The following is a 17,715-nucleotide window of genomic DNA, read 5'->3' as shown; positions in this document are numbered from 1 at the left end:
CGGGAAGACGACGACTCTGAATGCCGAACGCGGGCGTAAACGCAGGAGTGTCAGCTGGTTGCAGGGACCGTGAACGCTGCGGGGAGCCGGGGGCGACACTGACGGCTCGGCTCATGTCCTGATCGGACACTCTCCTGGTCCCCCTGAAATCAACGGCTCACGTCGGGGCGGTCGCCCCGGCATACTCGAACCCGATATGTTCCGGGATTCGGTTGCTGTGCTTGCCGACTGGTCGGGCGAGGTGGTCGTTCCCGGGACACGGGATCTGGGAAGAGGTGAGAGCGCTGTGGAGCCGACATACCAGGGGGCGGTCCGGCCGCGACGGGTCGGGCTGGTCGAAGATCACGAATCCGTGGCGCTCGGGCTGACCAGTATGCTCGCGCCCGAGCCGGATCTGGACCTGGTCATCACCGCCGGGACGGTGGCCGAATTGCTCTCCGCCGCACCGGAATTGGATCTGGTGGTGCTCGATCTGCGGCTCGCCGACGGGTCGGCGCCGGAGGACAACGTGCGCGCGTTGCGCGAGGGCGGGCACGAGGTGCTCGTATTCACCGGAGCGGACAATCCGTTCCTGGTCCGCGCGGCCGCCCGGGCGGGGGTGCTCGGGGTGGTCCGCAAATCCGAGGACGTGCAGACCGTGGTGTCCGCGGTGCGCTCGGCCGCATCGGGTGAGCAGGTGGTCACCACCGATTGGGCCGCGGCCATCGACGGTGATCCGCAACTGCCCGACGTCGGACTCAGTCCACGTCAGCAGGAGGTGCTCACCCTGTACGCGTCGGGGGAGAAGGCATCGCGGGTGGCGCGGATGACGGGCTTGTCCGAGCAGACCGTCAACGACTACCTCGGCCGGATCCGGCAGAAGTACGCCGACGCCGGACGTCCCGCGCCCACCAAGACGGACCTGTACAAGCGGGCGGTGGAGGACGGGTGGTTGCCGGTGCCCGAACGCAACCCACGGGCATGACCGTGTCCGCCGCGCGGGACGTCCCGCGCGCGCGTTCGGGTGCGCGGGCGTCGGCGGACGTCTGGTGGCGGGGTAGATACATTGTGCCGCAGTATGTCTCGCCGACCGCGTCGGAGGGGATCATGCGGCGGCTGGGCCTGTCGATGGGTCTGGGCGGGGTGATCATGGGCCTGGTGACCATGCCGGAGATCCTCGAGCAGGGACGTGGCGCGCCGGGCTGGTGGAGTCCGATCGCGGCCTTGCTCACCTTCGGCGGGTTCCCGGTGCTGGCCGGTGTGTCGGTCCGGGCCCGTGCCTCGGTGATCCGCGCGGTATCGGCTCTGACGGCGCTGAGTTTCCTTGTCGCGCTGGCGATCACGCCGATCGCAGTGCAGCCGCACACGCTCGACGCGTCCTCGGTATGGCTCTACCGGATGCTGCCGCTGGGCATGCTCGCCGCGGCGCTGGCCTGGCGGCTGCGGTTCTCGGCGGTGTATCTGCTGGTGGGGTCGACCGCCGTGGCCTTCGTCAATGTGTATCTGGTCGAGCAGTTCAGCACGATGTCGGCGCTGAGCGGTCTGGTCCGGGCATCGGGTCTGGCCACGCTGTTCCTGTGGTGTGTGACCTGCGCGCAGGACGCGGGCGCGCGGGTCGATCGGGAATCGGCCGTCGCCGGGCGGCGCGCGGCCACGACGGCCGCCTCCGCCGCGCGCGATCACGAACGCGCCCGATTCGCCGCACTCATCCACGACGCGGTGCTGTCCACGCTGCTGGACGCCTCCCGCGGCGCGGAGGACACACCCGCGGGCCCGCCGCCCACGGGTGCGCCCATGCCCTGCCCCGGCACATCGACCGATGAGGTGTCGGTGCTGCGGCGTCAGGCCCAGGCGACGCTGGATCAGCTCGACGAGATCCGGGTCGATGTGCGCGAACCCGATGTGCTCGACGCGCGATCGGCGGTGATCTTCCTGCGCTCGGCGGTGCACGAGATCAATCCCGGCATTCGTTTCGCCACCCGCACCTGGCCCGGATTCGACGATCTGCGCATGCCCGTCGCCGTGGCCGGGACGTTGGCCGCGGCGCTGGGCGAGGCGGTCCGCAACAGTCTGCGGCATGCCGCGATCGCCGGTCGGCCGGTGCATCGCACGGTCACCTGCACCATCAGCGCGGGCAGCATCCGGCTCGTATTCAACGACGACGGCGTGGGTTTCGATGTGACGCAGGTTTCCGCGGACCGGCTGGGCATCTCGGTGAGCATTCTGGGCCGGATGCGTCAGCTGGCCGGGGGTGCGGGTTTCGTCGAGTCGCAACCGGGCGAGGGCACCACCGTGACGTTGGTGTGGGGTGGCGATGGCTCAGCGTGAGACGGGCGGCGACCCCGATCCCCGATTCGGGTTACGGGATCTGCTGGGTCTGCGCGGCGGGATGGCATGGCTGTTCGTGCTGATCCTGGAACTGATCATCGTGCTGTACATGCTCGGCAACCTGCAGGCGGCGTCTCTGACGCAGACGCTGATCGCGCTCGCGATCATGGCCGCGGCCGGGGCGTTGGTGCTGCTGGTGCCGGTCGATCCGCTGCCGTGGCCGGCGACGGTTTTCGTCACCGTCGCGGGGCCGGTGGCCACCGGGTTGACGGCGGTGGATCTGGGGTCCGGGCCCGCGCATCACGTCGTGTGGACGGCCTTCGCCTGTTCCTATGTGCTGGCCGCGCTGGTGTTGCGCGGCCGGATCGCGGCGGCATGGCTGAGTGTGGCCGCCTCGGCCGTGGTCCTGGTGACCGCGGGGTTGCGGACCGATGTCCGGTTCGACGCGATCGTCTCGGCATCGATCGTCCCGATCGGCACGGTCGCGGCGGTCTCGGCGTTCGCGGTGATCATCCGCCCGACCCAGCGTTCGCTGCGGATGTTGCGCGAGGAGGCGACGATTCGCGCGGCGGCCGAGGCGACGATGGCCGCCGCCGACGGCGAGCGGATCCGGCAGCTGGCCCGGCTGGACCGGGTGGCCCGCCCGATTCTGGAGCGGATCGCGGACGGCGCGGTCCTGACCGCCGCCGAACGGGAACAGTGCCGGTTGCTCGAGGCCGAACTCCGCGACGGCCTGCGCGCGCCGCAGTTGGTGACCGAGGAACTCAGCGGCGCGGCGCGTGGTGCGCGGGCACGCGGGGTCGAGGTGGTGCTGCTCGACGACGGCGGTTTCGAAGGGGTGCCGCAGTGGGTGCGGCAACGCGTGATCGATTCCGCGGTAAGGGAATTGGACGCCGCTAACGCGGGCTCGGTGACGGTGCGCGTGCTGCCCCTGGGGCGGCGCGTGCTGGCCACGGTCCTGGCGCACGCCGCCGATGACGACCGGCGCACCGAGATCGATACCGACGGCAACGTCGCGGTGAGCACCTGACGCTCGGTGTTCGCGGGCGTGAGGACAACGTTCCGTATGCTGTGGAATACCTTGCGCCCGAATGGTTTTCAGTCCTCGCGACGCCCCGGACCGCCCCGTCGCGTCTGATCGCGCAGCGCGTCCTGCACGGTCGTGGACAGCCACGAGTTCAGCGACATGCCGTTCTGCTCTGCGGCCTGCTGGGCGCGGGTCTTGATCTGGTCGACCATGCGCAGGGTGACGCGGCTGATGTCACCGGTGATGTCCTCGAACGTCGGGCCCTGCTCATCGGGCGACGGGTCGTTCTTGCGGACGTCGACCTTCGCGGCCGTCCCGTCCAGCGAGACGTGCACGGTGCGGTCGCCGAGCGTCTCGCTGATCTCCGCGGCCAGATCCGACAGCGCCGCCAGCAGGGTGAGCCGCGCGGCGCTCTCCGTGGCGGAGGCCAGGGCCGCCGCGGTGGCCTGCGTCTTCTCGTCTCCCAGGGCGGCGGCGGCCACCAGATCCTCGCGCAGCCGCGCGGTGTACTTATCGATATCCACGACGCCATTGTGACGTCATCAGTGACATCATTCAAGGTGATTCCGGATCTGCCCGCCCCCGAATGAGCGGCCGGAGCGAAGCGGAGGCAGAAGACCCAGTAGCCTTTTTGACCATGACGAACGGTGAATCGACGGGGACGGGGCTGCGCGCGTCCGGCACGGTCGGTGTCGCGATGGTGACCCCCTTTACTGCCGACGGCAAGCTCGATGTCGATGCCGGCGTCGCCCTGGCTGCTCATCTGGTCGATCAGGGGGTCGACCTGCTTGCCATCTCCGGGACCACCGGCGAGTCGCCGACCACCACCGAGACGGAGAAGTTCGATCTGCTGCACGCGGTCGTCGACGCGGTCGGCGACCGCGTCACCGTCATCGCCGGAGCGGGCACCTACGACACCGCGCACAGTATCGAGCTGGCGCGCAACGCGCAGCGTGCCGGTGCGCACGGGCTGCTGGTGGTGACCCCGTACTACTCGCGCCCCACGCAGGAGGGCCTGATCGCGCACTTCACCGCGGTCGCCGACGCCACCGATCTGCCGGTGACCTTGTACGACATTCCGCCGCGCTCGGTGGTGCCGATCGCCTCGGAGACGATCCTGCGCCTGTCGGAGCATCCGCGGATCGTCGCGGTGAAGGACGCCAAGGGTGACCTGGCCGGCGGCGCGCAGCTGATCAGCGAGACCGATCTGGCCTACTACTCCGGCGACGACATCCTGAATCTGCCGTGGCTGTCGGTGGGCGCGGTCGGATTCATCAGCGTCATCGGGCATCTGGTGCCCGAGCGGCTGGTCCAGCTGCGCGATGCCTATCGCGCCGGTGACGTGGTGAAGGCTCGTGAGCTGCACGTGAGCATGTTGCCGCTGTGCCGGGCGATGGCCCGTGTCGGCGGTGTGTCCATGACCAAGGCGGCGTTGCGGCTGCTCGGGGTGGAGACCGGTGAGCCGCGTCTGCCCCAGTTGATGCCCGATGCCGAACAACTCGAAGCGGTCGCCGCGGATCTGCGGGCCGCGGGGGTGCTGAAATGAGTGAAGAGAATACGGGCGAGCCCGTGACACGTCGTCCCCGCCGGGCCGCGTCCCGGTCCGCCGGTGCGCCCGCACCCGCGCCGCCGCCGGAACCGGTTGTGGCCGAGAAGGTTTCGGAGGAGCCGAAGAAGAAGTCCGCGCGGGCCAAGTCCGTCAAGGAGGAGACGCGGGCCGCCAAGACCCGGGCGCAGGACGCCCAGCCGGAGAAGGGCGCTCGCGCCGCGAAGGGTGATTCCGGGCAGTCCACACCGGATCAGCCGGCGCAGGAAAAATCCGATCGCGGCGGTTCCGCGCGGCGGTCCGGGCGGGGCCGCGCGCCCTCGAGACGATCCGAAACCGTTGCGCCGCAACCGGCCTCGGTCAGCGCGCAGCCCGCGGGCCTACCTCCGGCCCCGCCGCGCAACGGATTACGCGTGTTCGCGCTCGGCGGTATCGGCGAGATCGGCCGCAACATGACCGTTTTCGAATTCGGCGGCAAACTGCTCATCGTCGACTGCGGTGTGCTGTTCCCGGAGGATCAGCAGCCCGGCGTGGATCTGATCCTGCCCGATTTCCGGCCGATCGAGGACCGGATGGACGATGTGGTCGCCGTCGTGCTCACGCACGGTCACGAGGATCACATCGGCGCGGTGCCGTTCCTGCTGCGTCAGCGGCGGGACATTCCGGTGATCGGTTCGAAGTTCACCCTCGCCCTGGTCGCGGCCAAATGCCGGGAGCACCGGTTGCAGCCGAAGCTGATCGAGGTCACCGAGGGCGAGAAGACCACCCACGGCCCGTTCGAATGCGAATACTTCGCGGTCAACCATTCGATTCCGGACGCCATCGCGGTCGCCATCCGCACGTCCGCGGGGCTGGTGCTGCACACCGGTGACATCAAACTCGATCAGCTGCCGCTGGACGGGCGACTCACCGACCTGGCCGGATTCTCCCGGCTCGGCGACGAGGGGGTGGACCTGTTCCTGGTCGACTCCACCAATGCCGAGGTGCCCGGATTCGTCACCCCCGAACGTGAGATCGGGCCGGTGCTGGACAACGTCATCGGCAAGGCCAAGGGCCGGGTCATCGTCGCGTCCTTCGCCAGTCACGTGCACCGCATCCAGCAGGTCGTGGAGGTAGCGCGGCGCTATGACCGGCGGGTCTGCTTCGTCGGAAGGTCCATGGTGCGCAATATGCAGATCGCGCAGGATCTCGGTTATCTGAGCATTCCCGACGGCGTGGTGGTGGATCTGGATCAGGCCGCCAATCTGCCGGTGCACAAGCTGGTGCTGATCTCCACCGGATCCCAGGGCGAGCCGCTCTCGGCGCTGTCGCGCATGGCGCGCGGGGAGCACCGCCAGATCAACATCCGCGCCGACGACCTGGTCGTGCTGGCCTCCTCGCTCATCCCGGGCAACGAGAATGCCGTGTTCGGCGTGGTCAACGGCCTGGCCCGGCTGGGCGCGACCGTGGTCACCCAGCAGAGCGCCAAGGTGCACGTCTCCGGGCACGCCTCGGCCGGTGAGCTGCTCTACCTGTACAATGCGGTGCGGCCGACCAATGCGATGCCGGTGCACGGCGAGTGGCGGCATCTGCGCGCCAACGGTGCCCTGGCCGTGGCGACCGGCGTCCCGGCCGATCGGGTGATGCTGGCCGAGGACGGTGTGGTGGTCGATCTGGTCGACGGCATCGCCTCGATCGTGGGCCGGGTGCCGGTCGGGCAGGTGTACGTCGACGGCCTCTCGGTCGGCGACGTCGGCGAGTCGACGCTCTCCGATCGCCTGGTGCTGGGCGAGGGCGGTTTCATCTCGATCACCGTCGCCGTCGACGCGACCACCGGCAAGGCGGTCAGCGCCCCCGAGGTCAGTGGCCGCGGCTTCTCCGACGATCCCGATGCCCTGAGCGGGGCACGCGAACTGGTCGAGGCGGAGCTGATGCGCCTGGCCGGAGAGAGCATCACCGACACCCACCGCATCGCCCAGAGCGTCCGCCGCGTCGTGGGCCGCTGGGTCGCCGAAACCTACCGCCGCCGCCCGATGATCGTGCCGACCGTATTGGGCGTGTGAGCTGTATTTTTGGCCTCCGCTTCGCTGCGGCGGGTTTTTCGGCGCCCGAATGGCTCGTCGTTGCGCGCTCGAGACTCGGGCTTCGCCCATGCGCTTCGAGCGCGCAACGACGAGCCGCGCCGAAAAACTTTGGGGTTGATGTTGCTTGCCTGACTGTTCCGGCGGACGGAGGCGCTTCGCAGTGGCGATTTTCGGGCCTCGCTTCGCTTCGGCCAGTTGCGGTTCTCGTGCTCGGGGAGGTCGCCGGGCGGTGTGAGTTTGGTTAGTGTTGGCCCATGAGTATGGCTCAGGACGAGCGGCGGGCGTTGGTCGTGGCGATGACTGCCGCGGGTCCGGACGCGCCGACGTTGTGTGGGAGCTGGACGGTGCGGGATCTGGCCGCGCATCTGGTCGTGCGGGAGCGGCGGCCCGATGCCGCACCCGGGATTCTGCTGAAACCCTTTGCCGGATATCTGGATTCGGTGCAGGCGAAGGCGGCGCAGCGGCCGTTCACGGAATTGCTGGAGCAGGTTCGCACCGGGCCGCCGTGGTGGTCGCCGCTGCGGCCGGTCGACGCGGTGGCCAATCTCACCGAGATGTTCGTCCATCACGAGGATGTGCGTCGCGCCGAACCGGGTTGGGAGCCCAGGGAATTGACCGCCGAGGACGAGCGGAATCTCTGGAATGCCCTGCGCCGCATGGCTCGTATGGCCTACCGCAAGGCCCCGGTGACGGTGGTGCTGGCGACGCCGGATGGTGAGCGGGTCACCGCGCACAGCGTAGAAGGCTCTGAGGTGGTGCTCACCGGCCCAGCCTCGGAGTTGCTGTTGCACGCCTTCGGCCGCAAGGAAGTCCGGCTCACGGCCACCGGCGCCGACGAGGACGTACGCGCGGTGCACGACTGCGACCGCAGCATCTGAGTTGTGCTCGATCATCCAGCGCGACCTCGGTCCCGGATCGTGTCGACCGCGCAACCGAATTCACGGCGGCAGCTGCCCCTCCGGTCGCTGACTTCGAGACACTGACCGACCTGCCGGCAGTCGCGGTGACGGCGATCGAGATGAACCCACCTTCGGCCAGCGGGCTGCGGTGGTGCTCGCGGAGTCCCGGATCGGGGAGGTCCGGCCATCACCGATGGGGTCACACGACAGCATGCGCAGGGGACCGGGAATCGGTCGTATGCGGGGCGTGTCGCGTGGGACGCGGCCCGGTCCGCCGTTATCCTGTGACACAGCTCTCGGCGTGAGGTTCGTCGACATCGGTTCGCCGGACGGTCGCCTGGATTTCCCCGGCTGATGTATGTGTGGTGGGTGTTGCGGATGGTCTGGATGGGGCTGTTGCGGCTAGCCTGAGAGCATGGCAGGCAAGTCCCGCAGCACCACGGCGTCTCGTTCGCGGGCGGGATCGGCGCGGGGGCGGGCTCCGGCACGGTCCCGTTCGGCCGGTTCGCGCTCCGGATCATCCTCGGCCAACTCTCGCCGGAACTCCGCGCCACGCGCGCGGAAGGCCCCGGCTCGCCGCCCAGCGGCGCGGGCACGCTCCAACACCGCACCTCTGGCGGTCTTCCGTCGCGGCGTCGGCAACGGCTGGACGATGCTCGCCCGCGGGATGGGCGCGACGACTCGCACGCTGAGCCGGGCCGGTGAGATCGAGCACGGGCATCGCCGCGACGGAATCGCGTTGGCGCTGGTCGCGTTCAGCGTGATCATCGCGGCGGCGGTCTGGCTCTCGGCGGGCGGTCCGGTCGGGCACGCCATCGATACCGCCGTGCGGCTGTTCACCGGATCCGCCTCGGCCGCAATACCTTTCGTGGCCTGCACGATCGCGGTGGTGTTGATGCGCACCGAGCCGCGTCCGGAGATCCGGCCCAGGCTGGTACTCGGCGGGCTGCTGGTCGCGCTCCCGGCTCTGGGCGTGTGGCATATCGCGGCCGGTTCGCCGACCGGCGCGCACGGCCGCGCGCACGCCGCGGGTTTCGTCGGCTACGTGATGGGCGGCCCGCTGCGCAACGGCCTGACCGCCTGGCTGGCCACGCCACTGTTGTTGCTGGCCATCGCATTCGGTGTGCTGCTGCTGACCGGGACGACGGTGCGCGAGGTGCCCGACCGCCTGCGCTGGCTGTTCGGCACCGAGGCCCGCGACGAATACGACTCGTACGACGACCGATACGGGCGGTACGACTCGGATGAGCATGACGCGGACGGCCTTCCGGTGCACGAGTCGCGCCCGCGCCGGCGGCGCGGCCGCACACCCGAGGAGAACTACCCGACCGACGAATTCGGCGGATCCGATTCGGCCACGGAGGTCATGGGCGAGCCGCCCCTGCAGGACGCCAAGCCCATCGCCGCCGCGGAGAAGCCCGCACCCGAGCCGAAGCCGAAACGCAAGGCGCCCAAGGTCGTCGATCAGACCCCGCCGCCCCCCGAACCGCAGCAACTGGAATTCGTCACCGAACGCGAGGTCGACGGCGACTACCAACTCCCGCCGCTGTCCCTGCTGACCGACGGCGAACCGCCCAAGAAACGCAGCGCCGCAAACGAATCGATGATCGAGGCGATCACCGAGGTGCTGGTGCAGTTCAAGATCGACGCCGCGGTCACCGGATTCGTGCGCGGCCCGACGGTCACCCGGTACGAGGTGGAACTCGGTCCGGGTGTGAAGGTCGAGAAGATCACCGCGCTGGCCCGCAATATCGCCTATGCCGTCGCGACCGAGAACGTCCGCCTGCTCGCCCCGATCCCGGGCAAATCGGCCGTGGGCATCGAGGTGCCCAACGCCGACCGGGAACTCGTGCGCCTGGCCGACGTGCTCAAGGCGCCCTCCACCCGCAACGACCACCACCCGCTGGTGATCGGCCTCGGCAAGAACATCGAGGGGGAGTACCTCTCGGCGAACCTCGCCAAGATGCCGCATCTGCTGGTCGCCGGTTCCACCGGTTCGGGTAAGTCGAGCTTCGTGAACTCGATGCTGGTCTCGCTGCTGCACCGCGCCACCCCCGAGGAGGTGCGGATGATCCTGATCGACCCGAAGATGGTGGAACTCACACCGTACGAGGGCATTCCGCATCTGATCACGCCCATCATCACCCAGCCGAAGAAGGCCGCCGCGGCGCTGGCCTGGCTGGTGGAGGAGATGGAACAGCGCTATCAGGACATGCAGGCCAGCAAGGTCCGCCACATCGACGACTTCAACAAGAAGGTCAAGTCGGGCCAGATCACCACGCCGCTGGGCAGCGAGCGCGTCTACCGGCCGTACCCGTACATCCTGGCCATCGTCGACGAGCTCGCGGATCTGATGATGACCGCGCCGCGCGATGTGGAGGATGCGATCGTGCGCATCACCCAGAAGGCGCGTGCGGCCGGTATTCACCTGGTCCTGGCCACCCAGCGGCCCTCGGTGGACGTGGTCACCGGCCTGATCAAGACCAACGTCCCGTCGCGCCTGGCCTTCGCCACCTCCTCGCTGACCGATTCGCGCGTCATCCTCGATCAGCCCGGCGCGGAGAAGCTGATCGGCATGGGCGACGGCCTGTTCCTGCCGATGGGCGCGTCCAAGCCGACGCGTCTGCAGGGCGCGTTCATCTCCGACGAGGAGATCCAGGGCGTCGTCGACTTCGCCAAGAACCAGGCCGAGCCGGATTACCAGGAGGGCGTCACCGCCGCCAAGGCGGGGGAGAAGAAGGACGTCGATCCGGATATCGGCGATGATCTGGACGTGTTCGTGCAGGCGGTGGAACTGGTCGTCAGTTCGCAGTTCGGCTCCACATCCATGTTGCAGCGCAAGCTGCGCGTCGGTTTCGCCAAGGCCGGGCGTCTGATGGATCTGATGGAGACCCGCGGCGTCGTCGGGCCCAGCGAAGGATCCAAGGCGCGTGACGTGCTGATCAAGCCCGACGAGCTGGACGGTCTGCTGTACACGATTCGCGGCGGGGGAGATCCCGCCGACGCGCCCGACGCCGCGGCCGAGGGTGCGGAATAGGACTGGTCAGCCGGTGTAAGCCCAGCCCGAGATTGTCCGCACTGCGATCCGGACAACCGGGCCTTGCGGTGGATTGCCTTGGTACTGAGGGTATTTCGCGGAGAGCCAGGCGATCGGCGCGGCGCGGTCGGGTGGTTCGGTCAGGATGCGGGCCGAGCCGTCGAGGCGGACCCACCACAGTCGGGTCCAGTCCTCGGAATACTCGTCGGCCAGTAGCGAGATCCGGCCTGTGGCAGCGATATTGCGCAGGCGTCGCAGATTCGTCGTGGTCTTGGGTTTGTGATCGATCGCGAAGACCGCGACCGGCTCCGGGCTATCCGGGGCCAGGGCGAAGGTCACCGGTACCAGGTGCGGCTGTCCGTCCTCGCTGACCGTCGCGAGGCGGGCGACCCGCGCGTCGCGAAACCGTTTCAGCGCATCCCGCTCGGTCAATCGCACACGGTCAGGATATCGACCATAAGGTGCGAGCGACCCGTGCCGCCGACCCGTTTCCCGGGTGGGCCGCGACGGGGTGCCGGTCGGGTCCATGTCGGAGCGGGCCCGGATGTCGGTGCGGTGACCGGTTGCGCTGCCGGCCGGTCCGTCCTGACTGCTGCGGCGGGCTGCTCAGGCTCCCGCGGTTTCGCGCTGGATCTGCTCGGCCGCCTCGCGCTGGATGCGCTCGAACTGTGCGCCCATCGCCTCGGCCAGGGCGGTGGCGGCCGAGAGCGGGCGGACCATCACCGTGAGCTCGTCGACCTTGCCGTGTTCGTTCAGATGGACGAAATCGCAACCGTTGACATGCTTTCCGTCGACGGTCGCCTCGAAGACCAGCGCCGCGTCCCGGCCGTTCGCATCGACGATCTCCCGGACGTAGCGGAAGTCCTCGAACACCCGCAGCACCCCGCGCAGAATGGCCGCCGTGATCACCTTCCCCGGATACGGCTTGAACGCCACCGGACTGGTGAACACCACGTCGTCCGCCAATGTCGCCTCGATCACCGCCGCATCGTGCGTCTCGACCGCCTGCCGGAAGGAATGCATCTCCACCTCGCCTATGCAACTGGTTGTATAGGCGAACTGTACCGAAATCTACTCGGCGAACGCGCCCATGGTCGGCTTCCACTCCACGATGCGGGCCTCGTGCAGCAGCTTGTGCTGGGCGAACGGGTCGTTCGCGAACAACGACTCGGCGGCGGCCTGATCGTCGGCCTTGAACAGGATAAGCGCGCCCGAGCCGTCCGGGTACGGGCCACTGGTCAGCACGACGCCCTGCTCGACCAGGCCGTTGAGCCACGCACGGTGCGCCGGACGGTGCTCGTCGCGGCCCGCGGCCTGAGCCTCGGCGTAGGTGTAGAGGGCGGCGAAGACGGCCATGGTGACTCCCGGGGCGTTCGGTGGGGAAAAATTTCAGAGGTTCAATTTCAGAGGTTCAGCAGCATACGAGTATTGCCGAGGGTGTTGGGCTTGACGTAGCTCAGGTCCAGGAATTCCGCGACGCCGGTGTCGTACGAGCGGCACATCTCGGCGAATACCTCCGCGGTCACCGGCGTCCCGTCGATCTCGGCGAAACCGTGCCGCTCGAAGAACGGCACCTCGAAGGTCAGCACGAACAGCCGTCGCAACTGCAACTCCCGCGCGGTCGCGATCAGCTGATCGACGATCAGGCGGCCGACGCCCTTGCCCTTGACGCTCGGATGCACCGCGACGGTGCGGACCTCGCCCAGATCGGCCCACAGCACGTGCAATGCGCCACATCCGATCAACTCGCCGTCCAGTTCGGCGACCCAGAATTCCTGGACGGCCTCGTAGAGGGTGACCAGGTTCTTCTCCAGCAGGATTCGCCCGGCGTACACGTCGACCAGGGACTTGATCGTGGGCACGTCCGACGTACGGGCGCGGCGCACGGTCGGGGCGTTCGCCACCGTCCCGTCACTCGAACCGCTGTGTGTCGCCCGTGTCGTCATGGGGTGCACATTAGTCGGGTTCGGTACCGATAGTCTGGTGTGGTGCCGCACATCCACTCCGCCCGCTCGCCCGAGGTTTTCCGGGCCCGCCCCGGACGAGGGTGCCGGTGAGCGTGCAGAGCGACGATATGGACGGCGGCTGGCCGGACTCGCTGAGCCCCCGGGCCGAGACTCCCCGTTCGCGGCCGAATCTGGTACCGGCTCCGGCGGTGCCGAGCACCGAACCGGCCGCGGTGCCGGTGCTGAACATCGCCAACATTCTCACCGTGCTGCGGATTCTGATCGTGCCGTTGTTCCTGGTGGCGCTGTTCACCGGGACCGGGCACGATACCGGCTGGCGGATTCTGGCCGCGGCGCTGTTCGGGATCGCGGCCATCACCGACCGCATCGACGGCCAGGTGGCCCGTAAATACGGTCTGGTCACCGATTTCGGCAAACTCGCCGATCCGATCGCCGACAAGGCGCTGATCGGCGCGGCGCTGATCGGGTTGTCGGCGCTGGGGGATCTGGCCTGGTGGATCACGCTGGTGATCTGTGCCCGTGAGATCGGAATCACGCTGCTGCGCCTGGCCGTCGTCCGACGCGGGGTGATTCCCGCGGGTCGTGGCGGCAAGCTCAAGACGTTGGTGCAGTCGCTGGCCATCGCGGTATTGCTGCTGCCGCTGTCGGGCGCGTTCGCCACCGGGGGGCTGTGGTTGATGTACGTAGCCGTCGCGTTGACGGTCGTGACCGGTCTGGATTACATCGTGCAGGCCGCCCGCCTGTGGTCGCGTACGGCCAAGTCCAGATGACAGCGCGGCTGGCGACAACCGAGCCCGCGCAGACTCGCTTCGCCGACATCGAGCCTGCGAGGAGTGCGCCCGTGCGGACCGGGTTTGCGCGGATCGAGCTGAAGACGACCGAGGTCTCCGATGTCTGATCCTGCGTCCATCGAGCCGTCGACCGCCGAGTCCGCGGGGGCGAGTCCGGCGAGTATCGATCCGTTGACCGCCATGGTCCCGGCCGCTGATCTGGTGCGACGCCTGCTTACCGCCCGCGCCACGGTCGCGACGGCCGAATCGCTCACCGCGGGCTTGCTGTCGGCGACGATCGCGGGTGTGCCCGGCGCCAGCGCGGTGCTGCGCGGGGGCCTGATCGTCTACGCAACCGACCTCAAACACACGCTGGCCGGGGTGGACGAGCACCTCCTTGCCACCGAGGGGCCGGTGGCGGCCGGAACCGCCGAACAGCTCGCGGCGGGGGCGCGACGGGTCTGCGGGGCGGACTGGGGGATCGGCCTGACCGGGGTGGCCGGGCCCGATTCCCAGGACGGGCATGCGGTCGGCACGGTGTTCCTGGGCGTGTCGGGTCCGGAGAGTACCGAGGTTTTGCGGTTGAAACTGGCCGGTGACCGGTGGACGATCAGATTGGGAGCGGTGCACGCGGCCGTGACCGAACTCGCTCGCGGCCTGGGCGGGGGATGAGCGAGTCGGCGCGGGCCCGGTCGGCGTCGCGCTCGTGACGCCGGATCACCGGCGAGCCAGCGGCCACCGATGGGAACCAGGCGAGGGCATGTGACGTTGTCACTTGCATAGGCTCGGTTCCGGCCAGGCATGAACCGTTAGGAGAACGAGATGACGCTGCTGCGAGAGGCAATCGGAGATAGTTTGCGGCGTGCTCGGATCGCCCAGAGCCGGACCCTGCGCGAGGTGTCGACGTCCGCCCGGGTGAGTCTGGGATATCTGTCCGAGGTGGAGCGCGGCCGCAAGGAGGCGTCCAGCGAGCTGCTGGCGTCGATCTGCCAGGCCCTGGACGTGCCGTTGTCGGAGGTGCTGTCCGATGTGAGCATCACGATGGCGGCGGACGATCTCGCCGCCACGCGGGCCCAGCGCGACCCGGCGGTGGCCGAACACGCCGCCGCACCGGCCGATTCCGCGGCTGTCCCCGCGCCGTCGGCGTTCGCCCGGATTCCGGGTGAGACCAGGATCGTCATCCCCGCGCCCACCGCCGACAAGCTGGTCCTCGTCCAGGCGAATTGACTCGGGGGAGTTATTCGATCGGCAAAGGTATGTGATCGGTATCGACGAGGCTGTGCGACGGAACGGAAACGGATAGATTCTCTAATGGGCATCGGTCCCGGGCGAGTTTCCACGCCCGGGGCGCCGGGCAATGGAGGATAGGTACCACAGGGGTGCGTGACGGTCGCGCACCACAGTCGCGTTGGAGCGCGGCGCGTCAGATGGAGGCGGGATCAATCGATGGCTAATCCGTTCGTCAAGGCCTGGAAGTACCTGATGGCCCTCTTCGACTCCAAGATCGAGGAGCACGCGGATCCGAAGGTCCAGATCCAGCAGGCCATCGAGGAGGCTCAGCGGCAGCACCAGGCACTGTCGCAGCAGGCCGCGTCGGTGATCGGAAACCAGCGTCAGCTGGAGATGAAGCTGAACCGTCAGCTGGACGAGGTGGAGAAGCTCAACTCCAACGCCCGCCAGGCGGTCATGCTCGCCGATCAGGCCACCACGGCCGGTGACACCGACAAGGCGATCCAGTACACCAACGCGGCCGAGGCATTCGCCGCGCAGCTGGTCACCGCCGAGCAGTCGGTCGAGGACCTGAAGGTGCTGCACGACCAGTCGCTGCAGGCCGCCGCGCAGGCCAAGAAGGCCGTCGAGCAGAACGCGATGCTGTTGCAGCAGAAGGTCGCCGAGCGCACCAAGCTGCTCAGCCAGCTCGAGCAGGCCAAGATGCAGGAGCAGGTGTCCGCCTCGCTGCAGCGGATGGATTCGACGCTGTCCGCCCCGGGCAGCACGCCGAGTCTGGACGCGGTGCGGGAGAAGATCGAGCGCCGGTACGCCAATGCGCTGGGCGCGGCCGAGCTGGCCGGTAACTCGGTGCAGGGCCGCATGATGGAGGTGCAGCAGGCCAGCGTGCAGATGGCCGGGCACAGTCGGCTCGAGCAGATCCGGGCCTCGATGCGCGGTGATTCGCTGACCTCCGGCGATGCCACCCCGCAGGTCGCCGCCCCGGCCTCGAACCCGGCCGCCGCGCAGCCGCAGGCCAACCCGGGCCAGGCCGCTCAGCAGTAGTCGCGCGGCGAGTCCGTCGAAGTTCGAGAGGCATCGAGGTGATGGGGAGATCGCAGGCCGCCGACGAGCCTGCGACAGGCCGTGCCCGCGGCCGGTCGTCCGGAGCGATTCGCTCCCGGGTGGTGCGAGAAGTGTTGTCGCAGTCCGGGCTCGAGCCCGAACAGCTGGACCGGGCGCGGCGGCTGCCGGAGACCCTGCGCGAGGCCGGGGAAACCGCGATGCACGCCGTGCGCGCCTGGGCCGACCCGCGTGAGCGGGAACTGCGCCGCCGCCGACGCGCGCGGCGACGCAGTCTGCGCTGGAGCGCCGCCTCCGGAATCACCGCCCTGGGCGCGGCGGGTCTGGTGGTCGTCTCGGCTCCGGCCTGGGCGGTGATCGTCCTGGGCAGCGGTGCGGCGGCCATGGTGACCGGGGCCGCCGTGACTACCCGGAATTATCTGCAAATTCGTCGAAATCCGTTGCCGCAGGCCGCATTCGTGCCGCGTCGCCTGCCGCCGGTCCGGTCGGCGGCGCGCGGGCCGATCGCTCGCCTGGTGCGCGCCGAGGCGGCGCTGCACGCCCTCAGCGACCGGATCGCGCAGGGCGGCCGGATGCCCGCCGAGGACCTCACCGACACCGTCGAGACCGCGGCGTCTTGCGCCGCGGCCCTGCACGCGCTGGCCGCGGATATCGTGGCCATGGAGAAGACGGCCGAGCTTGTGGGCGAAGGCGATTCGATCCCCGGCCTGGACCTGCCCGGTCAGGTTCGTGCCGTGACGTCCCGGCTGGATGTGGGCGTCACCGAATACGAGGCCCTCGTCGCCGCCGCGGGCCGTATTCTCGCGGTCCCCGAATCCGCCGCGGTCCTGTCCGAAACCGATTGGGCCCTACTGAATCTGCGCGAGTCCGCCGACCGCTTGGACAGCTGGGCGCAGGCGCTGACCGATCTCGCGGACAGCCGTTTCCGCGGCTAGTTCGCGGTCCTGTTCGAGCGGGATCGGCATCGATTTCCCCGTGCCGCAATGTGTCTCGCAGCAAGGCCCGTTCGTCACGCGGCTGGTGTCATCGGACTCAGGCATCGGCCGATCTCGGTGGCAGCCGTTTTCGCGGGTTGCGCTCGGTTCTGTTCGAGCAAGGATGCCGCCGGATTGCCTTCGCTGTAATGGTTTCTCGTAGTTGTAACCGGCTCGTGCGCGGCTGCGATGCAACCGAGTCCGGCGCCGACCGGCTTCCTGGGTGGTCTCCAGGTTCTGTTGAGAGCTGCTGCGCCACAAGGGTTTGCGGATGGCCCGGAGTGTCCGCAGGTGGCTTCCGGTCGGGGCAACCGATTGCGGAAGGCCACCGGCCACTCGGGTTGTGGTCCGCACCGCCGGGGTGGCTACTCCTCGGTGATGGTTCCGTGTTCCCGGTCGTAGGCGGTGCGGGCGGTGGCTACGGCGTCGCGATTGCGAGTGGCCCATGCGGTGAGGCCCTGTAGGGAGTCGAGTAGTTCGGTCGCGATGTCGGTGAGGGCGTATTCGACGCGTGGCGGGATTGTGGGATGGACCGTGCGCGTCAGCAGGCCGTCGCGTTCGAGCCTGCGGAGTTTGAGCGTCAGCATTCGGCGGCTGATTCCGGACATGGCGCGATGCAGGTCGGCGAAGCGGACCGGGCCCTGTGCGGCCGCGGTCAGGATGCTGATACTCCATTTGCCGCGTACGTGATCGATCACCTCGGCGACCGGGCATGCCTGGCTGATCAGGACAGGTACATCAATGTGACTCCGGTACACGAAAGTGCCTTCTTCCGCTCGTGCTGAACCGACACCACCATGGTCGCTGATACAGGACGGGCCCCCGTCCAGTTG

18 protein-coding genes are annotated in these 17,715 nt (G+C 68.7%); 12 read left to right on the top strand and 6 right to left on the bottom strand.

Annotated elements, in window-relative coordinates:
• Positions 1-286 precede the first annotated feature (286 nt).
• From NM2_RS14425 to NM2_RS14415, 3 genes are read left to right on the top strand one after another with little or no spacing between them, the layout of a single operon-like run.
• The gene (locus NM2_RS14425) at positions 287-964 is read left to right on the top strand and encodes a response regulator transcription factor (RefSeq protein WP_067668739.1); all 678 of its coding nucleotides are present in this window, start codon (positions 287-289) and stop codon (positions 962-964) included.
• The gene (locus tag NM2_RS14420; RefSeq protein ID WP_067668626.1) at positions 961-2,307 is read left to right on the top strand and encodes a sensor histidine kinase; all 1,347 of its coding nucleotides are present in this window, start codon (positions 961-963) and stop codon (positions 2,305-2,307) included. The genes NM2_RS14425 and NM2_RS14420 overlap by 4 nt, the downstream gene beginning before the upstream one ends.
• Complete coding sequence (locus NM2_RS14415) at positions 2,294-3,337, top strand: DUF8320 family protein (RefSeq protein WP_067668737.1); 1,044 nt, start codon at positions 2,294-2,296, stop codon at positions 3,335-3,337. The genes NM2_RS14420 and NM2_RS14415 overlap by 14 nt, the downstream gene beginning before the upstream one ends.
• Before the next feature lie 68 nt (positions 3,338-3,405).
• On the opposite strand, the gene NM2_RS14410 is transcribed toward NM2_RS14415, so the two are convergent.
• The gene (locus NM2_RS14410; RefSeq protein ID WP_067668625.1) at positions 3,406-3,858 is read right to left on the bottom strand and encodes a hypothetical protein; all 453 of its coding nucleotides are present in this window, start codon (positions 3,856-3,858) and stop codon (positions 3,406-3,408) included.
• A 113-nt stretch (positions 3,859-3,971) separates the two neighbouring features.
• Here NM2_RS14410 and dapA point away from each other — a divergent pair, with 113 nt between their 5' ends.
• The 4 genes from dapA (at position 3,972) to NM2_RS14390 (ending at position 10,879) form a co-directional block, all read left to right on the top strand.
• Positions 3,972-4,880: a 4-hydroxy-tetrahydrodipicolinate synthase gene (dapA, locus tag NM2_RS14405; RefSeq protein ID WP_067668624.1), complete on the top strand. Its 909-nt coding sequence runs from the start codon at positions 3,972-3,974 to the stop codon at positions 4,878-4,880.
• Positions 4,877-6,922, top strand: coding sequence for a ribonuclease J (locus tag NM2_RS14400; protein ID WP_067668622.1), 2,046 nt, complete (start codon positions 4,877-4,879; stop codon positions 6,920-6,922). Before dapA ends, NM2_RS14400 begins: the two co-directional genes overlap by 4 nt.
• A 275-nt stretch (positions 6,923-7,197) precedes the next feature.
• Positions 7,198-7,821 (top strand): TIGR03085 family metal-binding protein, encoded by a 624-nt coding sequence (locus NM2_RS14395; protein ID WP_067668619.1) that lies wholly within the window; start codon positions 7,198-7,200, stop codon positions 7,819-7,821.
• 436 nt (positions 7,822-8,257) lie between these two features.
• Positions 8,258-10,879 carry an FtsK/SpoIIIE family DNA translocase gene (locus NM2_RS14390; RefSeq protein WP_067668617.1) on the top strand — a complete coding sequence of 874 codons (2,622 nt, stop codon included), beginning with the start codon at positions 8,258-8,260 and terminating at the stop codon, positions 10,877-10,879.
• A gap of 6 nt (positions 10,880-10,885) precedes the next feature.
• On the opposite strand, the gene NM2_RS14385 is transcribed toward NM2_RS14390, so the two are convergent.
• The 4 genes from NM2_RS14385 to NM2_RS14370 all read right to left on the bottom strand — a co-directional run bounded on the left by NM2_RS14385 (position 10,886) and on the right by NM2_RS14370 (position 12,825).
• Positions 10,886-11,317: a TIGR03668 family PPOX class F420-dependent oxidoreductase gene (locus NM2_RS14385; protein WP_218025912.1), complete on the bottom strand. Its 432-nt coding sequence runs from the start codon at positions 11,315-11,317 to the stop codon at positions 10,886-10,888.
• 168 nt (positions 11,318-11,485) lie between these two features.
• Complete coding sequence (locus tag NM2_RS14380; RefSeq protein ID WP_067668732.1) at positions 11,486-11,902, bottom strand: nuclear transport factor 2 family protein; 417 nt, start codon at positions 11,900-11,902, stop codon at positions 11,486-11,488.
• A gap of 48 nt (positions 11,903-11,950) precedes the next feature.
• Positions 11,951-12,235, bottom strand: coding sequence for a YciI family protein (locus tag NM2_RS14375; protein WP_067668616.1), 285 nt, complete (start codon positions 12,233-12,235; stop codon positions 11,951-11,953).
• Positions 12,236-12,282: 47 nt separating this feature from the next.
• Complete coding sequence (locus NM2_RS14370) at positions 12,283-12,825, bottom strand: amino-acid N-acetyltransferase (RefSeq protein WP_067668615.1); 543 nt, start codon at positions 12,823-12,825, stop codon at positions 12,283-12,285.
• 107 nt (positions 12,826-12,932) lie between these two features.
• Here NM2_RS14370 and pgsA point away from each other — a divergent pair, with 107 nt between their 5' ends.
• The 5 genes from pgsA to pspM all read left to right on the top strand — a co-directional run bounded on the left by pgsA (position 12,933) and on the right by pspM (position 16,843).
• Entirely contained in the window at positions 12,933-13,616 is a 684-nt protein-coding gene (pgsA, locus tag NM2_RS14365; RefSeq protein WP_439956870.1) for a CDP-diacylglycerol--glycerol-3-phosphate 3-phosphatidyltransferase, read from the top strand.
• Between the two features lie 201 nt (positions 13,617-13,817).
• Entirely contained in the window at positions 13,818-14,288 is a 471-nt protein-coding gene (locus tag NM2_RS14360) for a CinA family protein (protein WP_067668728.1), read from the top strand.
• A gap of 150 nt (positions 14,289-14,438) precedes the next feature.
• The gene (locus NM2_RS14355; RefSeq protein WP_067668613.1) at positions 14,439-14,843 is read left to right on the top strand and encodes a helix-turn-helix domain-containing protein; all 405 of its coding nucleotides are present in this window, start codon (positions 14,439-14,441) and stop codon (positions 14,841-14,843) included.
• A gap of 219 nt (positions 14,844-15,062) precedes the next feature.
• Positions 15,063-15,890 carry a PspA/IM30 family protein gene (locus NM2_RS14350; protein ID WP_067668609.1) on the top strand — a complete coding sequence of 276 codons (828 nt, stop codon included), beginning with the start codon at positions 15,063-15,065 and terminating at the stop codon, positions 15,888-15,890.
• Positions 15,891-16,021: 131 nt separating this feature from the next.
• Positions 16,022-16,843: a phage shock envelope stress response protein PspM gene (gene pspM / locus NM2_RS14345; protein WP_245718019.1), complete on the top strand. Its 822-nt coding sequence runs from the start codon at positions 16,022-16,024 to the stop codon at positions 16,841-16,843.
• A gap of 404 nt (positions 16,844-17,247) precedes the next feature.
• Here the strand turns inward: pspM and NM2_RS14340 are convergent, their stop codons facing one another.
• Complete coding sequence (locus tag NM2_RS14340) at positions 17,248-17,640, bottom strand: winged helix-turn-helix transcriptional regulator (protein ID WP_084530956.1); 393 nt, start codon at positions 17,638-17,640, stop codon at positions 17,248-17,250.
• Between the last annotated feature and the right edge of the window lie 75 nt (positions 17,641-17,715).

Origin of the sequence: Nocardia miyunensis NBRC 108239, assembly GCF_001613065.1 — a bacterium.
GTDB classification, from domain to species: Bacteria; Actinomycetota; Actinomycetes; order Mycobacteriales; family Mycobacteriaceae; genus Nocardia; species Nocardia miyunensis.
This window is presented reverse-complemented; position numbering and strand designations above follow the sequence as displayed.

Coding starts and splice junctions, on each gene's coding strand:
- NM2_RS14420 (WP_067668626.1), top strand. CDS start 961: ATGACCGTGTCCGCCGCGCGGGACGTCCCGCGCGCGCGTTCGGGTGCG.
- NM2_RS14415 (WP_067668737.1), top strand. CDS start 2,294: ATGGCTCAGCGTGAGACGGGCGGCGACCCCGATCCCCGATTCGGGTTA.
- dapA (WP_067668624.1), top strand. CDS start 3,972: ATGACGAACGGTGAATCGACGGGGACGGGGCTGCGCGCGTCCGGCACG.
- NM2_RS14400 (WP_067668622.1), top strand. CDS start 4,877: ATGAGTGAAGAGAATACGGGCGAGCCCGTGACACGTCGTCCCCGCCGG.
- NM2_RS14395 (WP_067668619.1), top strand. CDS start 7,198: ATGAGTATGGCTCAGGACGAGCGGCGGGCGTTGGTCGTGGCGATGACT.
- NM2_RS14390 (WP_067668617.1), top strand. CDS start 8,258: ATGGCAGGCAAGTCCCGCAGCACCACGGCGTCTCGTTCGCGGGCGGGA.
- NM2_RS14380 (WP_067668732.1), bottom strand. CDS start 11,902: ATGCATTCCTTCCGGCAGGCGGTCGAGACGCACGATGCGGCGGTGATC.
- NM2_RS14375 (WP_067668616.1), bottom strand. CDS start 12,235: ATGGCCGTCTTCGCCGCCCTCTACACCTACGCCGAGGCTCAGGCCGCG.
- NM2_RS14370 (WP_067668615.1), bottom strand. CDS start 12,825: ATGACGACACGGGCGACACACAGCGGTTCGAGTGACGGGACGGTGGCG.
- NM2_RS14360 (WP_067668728.1), top strand. CDS start 13,818: ATGGTCCCGGCCGCTGATCTGGTGCGACGCCTGCTTACCGCCCGCGCC.
- NM2_RS14355 (WP_067668613.1), top strand. CDS start 14,439: ATGACGCTGCTGCGAGAGGCAATCGGAGATAGTTTGCGGCGTGCTCGG.
- NM2_RS14350 (WP_067668609.1), top strand. CDS start 15,063: ATGGCTAATCCGTTCGTCAAGGCCTGGAAGTACCTGATGGCCCTCTTC.